Consider the following 8,856-nt stretch of genomic DNA (forward strand, 5'->3'; position numbering starts at 1 on the left):
TTGTCGTTATTCCACCAAATCGCGTAAATTCCACCCGCCGCTGCTCCATAAACAATCGGAATTACCCAATATTGTTTATTGGTGGCTTGTCCCCAACCTGGAAGTACTAACGAGCGTAAGAGCACAGTTCGAGGAATACTTCTTTTGTTTGAAGAGTCGCTTTTGACAATATTTTTCAAAAAACTTTTCTTCTTTGTTGTATCAATTACAGCTTTTGTTGTGCTTAAAACTTTGGCAGTATCAAGCTTTTGGGCGAAGGCTGTACTCGAAATCAAGCATAAGACGATTAAAATCCTTATCATTATGTTTTAAATTTTTGGTTTAATAACGCCTACGGGTTTAGGTAAGTGTTAGAAAACCAAGTATTTAACATTCCTTAACGAATTACTCGTTAACTTTAATTGCATTAAGGATTCTGTCGAGTTCTTCTTTTGAAGTAAACGGAATCTTTATTTCACCTTTGTGTTTATCATCAGCTTTAACCAAAACTTTCGTTCCGAAATAGCCTTGTAATCTAAATTGTAAAGATGAAATCTCTTGTTTTATAGTTACCTGACGAGTCACTTTTCCTTCTTCAGGAATAATCAACGTCAATCTTCTTACTTCGTCTTCAACTTTTCTTACCGACCAGTTTTCTTGAACAATCTTATTGAAAAGTTTTATCTGTGTTTCGTGATTATCAATATTAATCAATGCACGTGCATGACCCATCGAAATCTCGCTATCTCTTACCGCAGCCTGAATCACGTCGGGCAGTTTCAATAGTCTCAAATAATTATTTACGGTCGTACGGTTTTTTCCAACTCTATCTCCCAACTCTTCTTGTTTCAATTGAAACTCGCTCAACAAACGGTGATAACTGAGGGCAATCTCGATGGCATTCAGGTTTTCACGTTGAATGTTTTCGATGAGGGCCATTTCGAGCATTTGTTGGTCGTTGGCCGTGCGGATATACGCAGGTATTTTCGTGAATCCCGCCAGTTTTGAAGCTTGTAAACGACGCTCTCCTGAGATAAGCGTATATTTTCCTGGGCTTGCTTCTTTAACTGTAATTGGCTGAATGATACCTAAAACCTTAATTGACTCGGCCAATTCTTGTAAAGCTTCTTGGTCGAAGTGTGTACGTGGTTGAAATGGATTTGTTTCTACCGACTCAATCATGATTTCGTGCATCGAACTCATGGCTTCCATTCGGCGTGGTACAGGGGTTTCAAAACTTTTTTCCGAACCCTTCTCCGAACCCGAATCAGACAGCAATGCTCCCAGACCTCTTCCGAGTCCAGTCATGCTCTTCTTTGTGTTTGCTACCTTAGGCTCCATATATACTATTGTTAATGAAGAAAATGTTTTGCTATTTCAAAACCTATCTTCATTGTTGTTTTGTCGTTTGTGAATAGAATTTTCTTAGTTATCCTGTCCGAGTTTACCGTTTTTTACCAAAATCTCACGAGCAAGGTTCAAGTAACTAATTGCACCTTTGCTATCGGCATCTTGTGCTAAAGCAGGAACACCATAACTCGGCGACTCCGAAAGACGGATGTTTCGAGGAATGAGTGTCTGAAACACCATATTTCTAAAGTGAGTCGTTACTTCATGCACTACTTGGTTAGAAAGGCGAACTCTCAAATCGTACATCGTCAATAAAATACCTTCAATCGTGAGGGCTGGGTTGAGGCGTTGTTGAATAATCTTGATGGTATTCAATAACTTTCCGAGTCCTTCTAGGGCAAAGTATTCGCATTGTACGGGTACGATAACCGAGTCGGCGGCCGTAAGACTATTGATAACGATTAAACCCAGCGATGGCGAACAGTCAATGATGATAAAATCGTACATGTCTTTTACATCCATGAGCGATTCTTTCATTTTTTCTTCACGTTTAGGAAGATTAATCATCTCAATTTCGGCACCAACTAAGTCGATGTGCGATGGCAGTAAATCGAGGTTTGGGAAATCGGTTTCGATGATAATATCACGCGGACGGATATCATCGACCATACATTCATAAATACTGTTTTCGACTTCTTTGGGGTTAAACCCTAAGCCCGATGTAGCATTTGCTTGCGGGTCGGCATCAATAATGAGCGTACGGAATTCGAGAGCAGCCAAACTGGCTGCAAGGTTAATTGTGGTTGTGGTTTTGCCTACACCACCTTTTTGATTGGCAATTGCTATTATTTTTCCCATTTCTTGTGGTTAGAGAAAATTACTGCCTCAAATATCTAACTTTTAATGTTAATAAACAATTAAATGTTCCACGCTGTGGGTAAAATGTTCCACGATGTGGATAAGATTGTTGATAAGAAAAAGCTCTTTGAACTAAGAATTAAGAATTGACAATCAAGGATTTATTCGTGTAAATATCTGATAATTAGCTGCTTATAGTTTGTGTTTTTGTTTGGTAATTTTTTGATTTTCTGAAGAAAAATGTGCGTAATATTTTTCAATAAAAAATAACAATAAACTGCTTGAGTGAAGTTTTGAAGGAGTAAAATGAGTTTGAATTATGGCGAAATGACATTTTAATCGAGATTCGTCAATCGTAATTCATAAATCATAATTATCTTTGTAAATGCGATATTTAATAGAATGCTCATACAAAGGCACTGATTTTCATGGCTGGCAGATTCAACCCGATGCCATTAGTGTGCAAGAATGTATCGAAAAAGGTCTTTCGACAATCCTTAAAAGAAAAGTAGATATTACGGGTAGTAGTAGAACCGATACGGGCGTACATGCTGCCCAACAATATGCCCATTTTGATGTTGATGAAGCTATTACTGATATAGGAAGGCTGGTCAATGGCATGAACGGGATTTTACCAAGAGGTATCGCTATCAAACAAATCAAATTGGTGGCTGATGATTTTCATTCAAGATTCGATGCAACACATAGGCGTTATCTTTACCGAATTTTGCAAGAGAAAAACCCATTTTGGCATGAATTGGCTTATTTTTATAAACCAAAGCTTGACATAGCGTCAATGAATGCCGCTGGTGAAATAATGCAAAAATATATTGATTATCAGTGTTTTAGTAAAGTAAAAACCGATGTTCAGACCTTCAATTGCAAGATTGAGTTTGCATACTGGGAACAACAAGATTCGTTTTTGTTGTTTCATATAAAGGCGGATAGGTTTTTGCGAGGAATGGTGAGGGCAATCGTAGGAACGATGCTTGATGTAGGTTTGGGAAAACTGAGTATAGAAGATTTTGAGCAAATCATACTTTCTAAGGATAGAAACAAAGCGGGTAGGGCAGTGCCACCCGAAGGATTGACTTTGATGGAGGTAGGATACAATTTTTAGGAAATGATAAAGATTGAGATAAATAAAATAAGCAGCTATCAGGACTTGGAGGATGTCAAGCAACTATTCAGAGAGTATATTGAATTTTTGCAAGTAAATCTTGATTTTCAAGACTTTGAGAATGAGTTGGCCAAACTCCCTGCCAAATATGCCGAGCCTGAAGGTGCGATTTTCTTGGCAAAAGTAAATGACCAACCAGCTGGCTGTATTGCACTTTGGAAACTTGAAGAAGGCGTTTGTGAAATGAAACGTTTGTTCGTCAAACCCGAATTTCAAGGTCTTGGACTCGGTAAAATGTTGGCAAATAGATTGATGGAAGAAGCCAAAATCAAAGGCTACCAAACAATGAAATTAGATACTTTAAAACGCTTACAGTCGGCCAATTATCTTTATGCTGCGATGGGTTTTAGCGAAACACAAGCATATAATTTTAATCCAGAACCCGATATTGTTTATTTTGAAAAGGAATTAGTTTGATGGCAGTGATAGGAAAAGATATAAAAGAAGCAATTGAGATACTAAAGTCGGGTGAGGTGATTGGAATGCCGACCGAAACCGTCTATGGTTTAGCGGGTAATGCTTATAATACTGAGGCCATAACCAAGATTTTCACGGTTAAAAATAGACCAACTTTCGACCCGCTCATTGTGCATACTTCAAGCATTGAGCGTGTGCATGAATTTGTGAGTGAAATTCCCGAGAAAGCTCAATTACTGGCCAAACATTTTATGCCTGGTCCACTTACACTGCTTTTGCCCAAAAAAGATGTTATTTCTGATTTGGTCACTTCTGGCCTTGAAACGGTTGCGGTTAGAATTCCCAATCATCCGTTGGCCTTACAATTACTCGAAAATTTAGATTTTCCATTAGCCGCACCGAGTGCCAATCCGTTTGGATATATTTCGCCAACTTCGGCACAACACGTTGATAATCAGCTTGGCGATAAAATTAAGTATATTTTGGATGGAGGTGAATGTACGGTTGGAATTGAATCTTCGATAATTGGTTTTTTTGATGATGAAATAGTAGTGCTTCGCAAAGGAGGACTAGCCATTGAAGAAATTGAAGCGATTGTAGGAAAGGTGAGGATTGAAGAGCATTCGTCGTCGAACCCGAAAGCTCCGGGAATGCTCAAAAGTCATTATGCACCACGGACTCGGTTATTGTTTACTGATGATTCGTTACTGATTGATGAAAATATATCAAAAATTGCTTATTTAGGTTTTGATAAATTTCATACATCAATTCCACAGGAAAACCAACTTTTACTCTCTCCCGGCGGAGATTTGAGCGAAGCCGCAAAGCATTTATTTGCTTATATGCGTTTGCTTGATGCCCGTGGCTTTGATAAAATTTATACTGATTTACTTCCCGAAAAAGGCTTGGGCCGTGCAATCAACGACCGTATAAAAAGAGCAACGACCCAAGAATAAGTTCGTGGGTCGTTGAAAGCCTTGATAAAATTATTTGTTTTCAATAACAACAAATTCTACTCTTCTATTTTTAGTCCGATTTTCTTCTGTATCATTTGGTGCGATAGGTTCTTCTTGTCCTTTCCCGATGGCTTTGATTCTATTAGCAGCCACACCCTTATTGAATAAATAGTTTGATACAACCGTTGCTCTAAAGTGCGATAAAGCCAAGTTTAGGCGAGGGTCTCCATTGTTATCGGTGTAGCCAACAATCTCGAGTTTAACTTTAGGGTTGAGCTTCATCGTATTTACCAACTTATCAAGCTGAGGAAACGACTGCGGCTTGATTTGTGAACTACTTTGCTCAAAATACAGATTGCTCAATCTAAATCTTTTTCCAACACCGAGGTTTTCAAAAATTTCAACTTTAACATTGAAATCCTCATCGGTTATAACTGTGGCGTTGTCTACATAAACCTTTTCTTCTTTTTTCTCAACTTTCTTAGGAGCAGGCTCAGGCTTTTTTTCGATTGGTTTTTCTGGTGTTGTTGCCAAAGCCTCAACTTGTCTTTCTGGAACTTTTACAGGTTCTGGCTTTTTCTCAACTGGCTTTGGTTCTTCTTTTTTAGGTTCTGGTTTTGGTTCTGGTTTCTTTTCAACTTCTTTCTTTATCATAAAAATGTCACGCTTGAAGTCAGAAGTGGAGGCAAGGGAAGTTACATCAACAGTTTCGGCATAAACTTCATAACCCGGAGCTTCAACCTCCATGTTATATTTTTTATCAGGTAGTAGATTTGCTTGAAAATCTTGCGACTCGATTGCAAATTTTGCTGTCACAGCCTGATTAGCATCATCGGTCAATTTCAGTTTTACGTTCGGAATCGGTTGTTTATTTTTAGCGTCCAAAGCCTTAAAATTAAACCCATAAGCATCTTTTTTTAATGCTATTGTTATCACGCCATTGATAGCCGAAGAAATATTTACCGCATCCTTAAATAATTTATAACCGTTGGCGTTTAGCTCAACCTCGTAGCCTTTATCTTGTGTTAAAGTTGCTTTCATTCGTGTACCGCCTTGCATGAGTGTACCATTAACAACTTCACCACCGGTCGTGATTTTAAATTCCGAAACAATACCTTTTTTCGTTAAAGCATCAATGGGGGCTATGATAATCTCTTCGGTTGGTACTTTTTTGATTTTTAGCTTGACAGTTTTATTGGCTGGACTTTTAGGCAGTGTTCCTCTGTATGGTACATAACCATCTGCTTTTATCTCTACGCTGTATGATTCATCATTTTTGAGTTCAGCAAGCCATTCGGCCGATAATGGGTTGGCAACTATTGCTATCGGCTCATTATTAGCATTGAAAACTCTAAGATTGGCATTGGCAATATTTCCGCCTTTGTCTTCATCTTGTACCATTAATTTTATTTTATCGAAAGCATTTTTGAAGAGAGGTATTTCTTGTTCAAACTGGCTATTGGCGGCCAATGCTTTTGCATCAATATTTTGCGTAGATTTTTCATAGCCTTCCGCATCAACTGTTATAGAATAACTTCCCGCAATTGGGAGATTTACCGTGAACGCGTTTTTATCGTTGGTTGTTCCAACGGGCTGGCTATCTTTCAAGTTTGTGATAGAAAGTTTGGCAGCATTCACTGCTTGTTTTTTCTGAGCATCCACCACTTTAAACGTAAAAGTGTAAGCATCTTTTTGAAGCTCTACAGTTTTAGTCCCTTCTTTGTTAGTTGCTGAAAACGCTGGGGTTTCGGTTAAAGTTTTGTAGCCATCAGCCGATACTTCCAGTGTGTAGTTTTTCTGTGGGTAAAGGTCAATTTTATATTGTTTGGTGGCGTCAGAGGTTCCGATAAGTGGCTCTTGTGCAGCACGCATCAATTTATATTTGGCTTCAATTGGTTTCTTGGTTATACCATCAATCGCTGAATAAAAAATTGTTTGGAAGACTTTTTGCATGTTTATGCCAATCAACTTACTGGTGCTACGCTGAAGTGTGCCAGTTTGTTTCATGTAGCCATTCGCTTCTACTTGTAAAAAATAATCTTTGTTTTTTTCTAAAACTATTTTGAATTCGCCCGTTTTTGCATTCAGTTTCACAGGAATCGGCTGTTTCAAATCATCAAAAACCTTTACATCAGCCCCTTGGATTAATTGCTTGTCTTCACCATCTGAAACCAATATGATGTATTCATCTACTGTGCTTTCGAGCATGATTTTGTGGCTCAATTTACCAGCACTTAGATTTTCTAAATTAAAAGGCTCTTTTTTAGTGGTATAGTTTGGGTGGCTTACCTCAACCGTATAGATTCCGCCCTCGGTTGGTTTGAATTTTATATCAGCATCGGTAGTACCTTGAATTTCCTGAACCTTATCTTTGTAAGAAATCTTAAAGGTTGCGGGAAGGCGTTTGCCCGATAGTTTATCATACGCTCCAAATGAAAAGAAACTTTCAGAGGGCATCGTAATAGTGTATTCCTTCTGATTAGTTGCTTTTAAATCAATTTTTAGAGGCGTGTAACCTGACTGTTCGATTGCAGCCGAATATTTCTTGGCAGGGTCAAATTCAACAACTGCTTCACCTTCTGGCAAAAGATTATCGAAGAAAAGTACGTTGTCTGTGGTATTCGTAATTTTTAGGCTTACACCTTTCAGAACTTTTTTTGTATCATCGCCAACAATCAGAATTTTGACTCCATTCACTGGCTTTTCGAGTCTTATTTCTTTATTATACGAGCGAGCTGGGTCGCCAACTTCTAAGGCAAAGCTTTCTCGTTTGGGCTTATGACTGTTAGAGGTTACTTCAACCGTGTATAAATCCGCTTTAGTGATAATCATTCTGTAATACGGCACACCCTTACCTGTTTTTCCAGTATAAGTTTTATCACCTGCTGTTACGGTAAAAGTTGCTTCTACATAATCTCCTGTGGCATCGTCAATCGCCTTTAAAATCAAAGCAGCCGAAGGTTGAGGCTCCATATCCAGCACAACGTTGAACCCTTCCTTGTCTTGGTCAGGAGCAATATTCTGAATTTTCTCTTTCGTGTGGTAGCCATCGAGTTGAGCCGTTATTTTGTAAGATTCGCCACTTTTAACCATGACCGTAAACCTTCCATCAACTTCTTTTAGTGGAATCACTTTTCCATCATTTACAGACACAACCGTAAATTTTGGTTGTAGCTGTATGTTATTTCGTTTATCTTTTGCTGAGAGATTAAGCGGGATATCAATAAATTTGTTTGTAGTATTTCTTGTATCAGCAGAAACATCGCTATCCAAAATAGGAAAGTTAATGGAGGCAAGCAGTAAGTATAAGTAAGTAATAATCCTTGTCATGCTTTTTGGGAAAGTGTATGCGTTTGATTACAAATTTCAGAAAAAATCTATACATTTTAACGGTTTTGCTAAAATGAATTGTATATTTTTTTGAAAATATGTTTTTTTGCTGAATGAAAACACTTGATACACAGTCAGTTTTGATTGAATTGCAATATTTACCCAATCTTGAATTTTTCAATTGCATCCAATCATTCTCCGAAGTTATAATTGAGTCGAATGAAAACTTCGTCAAACAATCTTACCGAAATCGTTGCTACATTCTTGGAGCTAATAAAACTGAAATGCTGGTAGTACCAGTAATTGATGGGAATAAAAAAGTATTGATAAGGGATGTAAAGATTGATTACAGCCAACGTTGGGATGTAAATCATTGGCGAACCATCAGTGCTGCCTACGGAAAATCGCCTTTTTATGAGTTTTATTCAGATTATTTCAGAAATATTTATGATAAAAAACATATATATTTATGGGATTTGAACTTTGAAATACTGACAATGTGTCTGAAACTTCTAAGGGTGAATAAGACAATTCGTCAGACAGAGGTTTACGAAAAAGAAGTCAATTCGACTGTTTTTGATGCCAGAAATCTGATAAATCCTAAAAAAACATCAGATAGTAGTCAATTTTATCTGCCAAGCCCATATCAGCAAAATTTTGGCAATGAATTTGTGCCTAATCTCTCCATAATTGATTTATTATTTTGTCGTGGAAATCAAGCAACAGAAATTTTAAAAAAATCTATATCGATTTGAACACACTTTATTAATAATCCGTTATATTGCA

The 8,856-nt window shown here is 37.6% G+C and carries 8 protein-coding genes; 4 read left to right on the forward strand and 4 right to left on the reverse strand.

The features are described 5' to 3' along the window. The 3 genes from ACOVO2_RS00045 to ACOVO2_RS00055 form a co-directional block, all read right to left on the reverse strand. On the reverse strand, positions 1-302 hold a 302-nt coding region (locus ACOVO2_RS00045; protein ID WP_421768008.1), incomplete at its 3' end, for a DUF5683 domain-containing protein. An 82-nt stretch (positions 303-384) separates the two neighbouring features. Then, the gene (locus ACOVO2_RS00050; protein ID WP_188766076.1) at positions 385-1,320 is read right to left on the reverse strand and encodes a ParB/RepB/Spo0J family partition protein; all 936 of its coding nucleotides are present in this window, start codon (positions 1,318-1,320) and stop codon (positions 385-387) included. An 84-nt stretch (positions 1,321-1,404) separates the two neighbouring features. After that, positions 1,405-2,187, reverse strand: coding sequence for a ParA family protein (locus tag ACOVO2_RS00055; RefSeq protein WP_188766075.1), 783 nt, complete (start codon positions 2,185-2,187; stop codon positions 1,405-1,407). Between the two features lie 385 nt (positions 2,188-2,572). On the opposite strand from ACOVO2_RS00055, the gene truA reads away from it, so the two are divergent. From truA to ACOVO2_RS00070, 3 genes are read left to right on the forward strand one after another with little or no spacing between them, the layout of a single operon-like run. After that, entirely contained in the window at positions 2,573-3,307 is a 735-nt protein-coding gene (truA, locus tag ACOVO2_RS00060; RefSeq protein ID WP_421768009.1) for a tRNA pseudouridine(38-40) synthase TruA, read from the forward strand. A 3-nt stretch (positions 3,308-3,310) separates the two neighbouring features. Then, positions 3,311-3,784 (forward strand): GNAT family N-acetyltransferase, encoded by a 474-nt coding sequence (locus ACOVO2_RS00065; protein ID WP_421768010.1) that lies wholly within the window; start codon positions 3,311-3,313, stop codon positions 3,782-3,784. Next, positions 3,784-4,740, forward strand: coding sequence for an L-threonylcarbamoyladenylate synthase (locus ACOVO2_RS00070; RefSeq protein ID WP_421768011.1), 957 nt, complete (start codon positions 3,784-3,786; stop codon positions 4,738-4,740). Before ACOVO2_RS00065 ends, ACOVO2_RS00070 begins: the two co-directional genes overlap by 1 nt. A gap of 30 nt (positions 4,741-4,770) precedes the next feature. Here ACOVO2_RS00070 and ACOVO2_RS00075 read toward each other — a convergent pair whose 3' ends face one another. After that, positions 4,771-8,070, reverse strand: coding sequence for an OmpA family protein (locus ACOVO2_RS00075; RefSeq protein WP_421768012.1), 3,300 nt, complete (start codon positions 8,068-8,070; stop codon positions 4,771-4,773). Between the two features lie 113 nt (positions 8,071-8,183). On the opposite strand from ACOVO2_RS00075, the gene ACOVO2_RS00080 reads away from it, so the two are divergent. Then, on the forward strand, positions 8,184-8,825 hold the full coding sequence (locus ACOVO2_RS00080) for a WbqC family protein (protein ID WP_421768013.1): 642 nt from the start codon (positions 8,184-8,186) through the stop codon (positions 8,823-8,825). Positions 8,826-8,856 lie beyond the last annotated feature (31 nt).

The sequence above is a fragment of the Emticicia sp. genome (genome assembly GCF_049241225.1).
Classification (GTDB): domain Bacteria; phylum Bacteroidota; class Bacteroidia; order Cytophagales; family Spirosomataceae; genus Emticicia.

Excerpts from the sequence above, each read along its gene's own strand:
- ACOVO2_RS00050 (WP_188766076.1), bottom strand. The coding sequence starts at position 1,320 with ATGGAGCCTAAGGTAGCAAACACAAAGAAGAGCATGACTGGACTCGGA.
- ACOVO2_RS00055 (WP_188766075.1), bottom strand. The coding sequence starts at position 2,187 with ATGGGAAAAATAATAGCAATTGCCAATCAAAAAGGTGGTGTAGGCAAA.
- truA (WP_421768009.1), top strand. The coding sequence starts at position 2,573 with ATGCGATATTTAATAGAATGCTCATACAAAGGCACTGATTTTCATGGC.
- ACOVO2_RS00065 (WP_421768010.1), top strand. The coding sequence starts at position 3,311 with ATGATAAAGATTGAGATAAATAAAATAAGCAGCTATCAGGACTTGGAG.
- ACOVO2_RS00070 (WP_421768011.1), top strand. The coding sequence starts at position 3,784 with ATGGCAGTGATAGGAAAAGATATAAAAGAAGCAATTGAGATACTAAAG.
- ACOVO2_RS00075 (WP_421768012.1), bottom strand. The coding sequence starts at position 8,070 with ATGACAAGGATTATTACTTACTTATACTTACTGCTTGCCTCCATTAAC.
- ACOVO2_RS00080 (WP_421768013.1), top strand. The coding sequence starts at position 8,184 with ATGAAAACACTTGATACACAGTCAGTTTTGATTGAATTGCAATATTTA.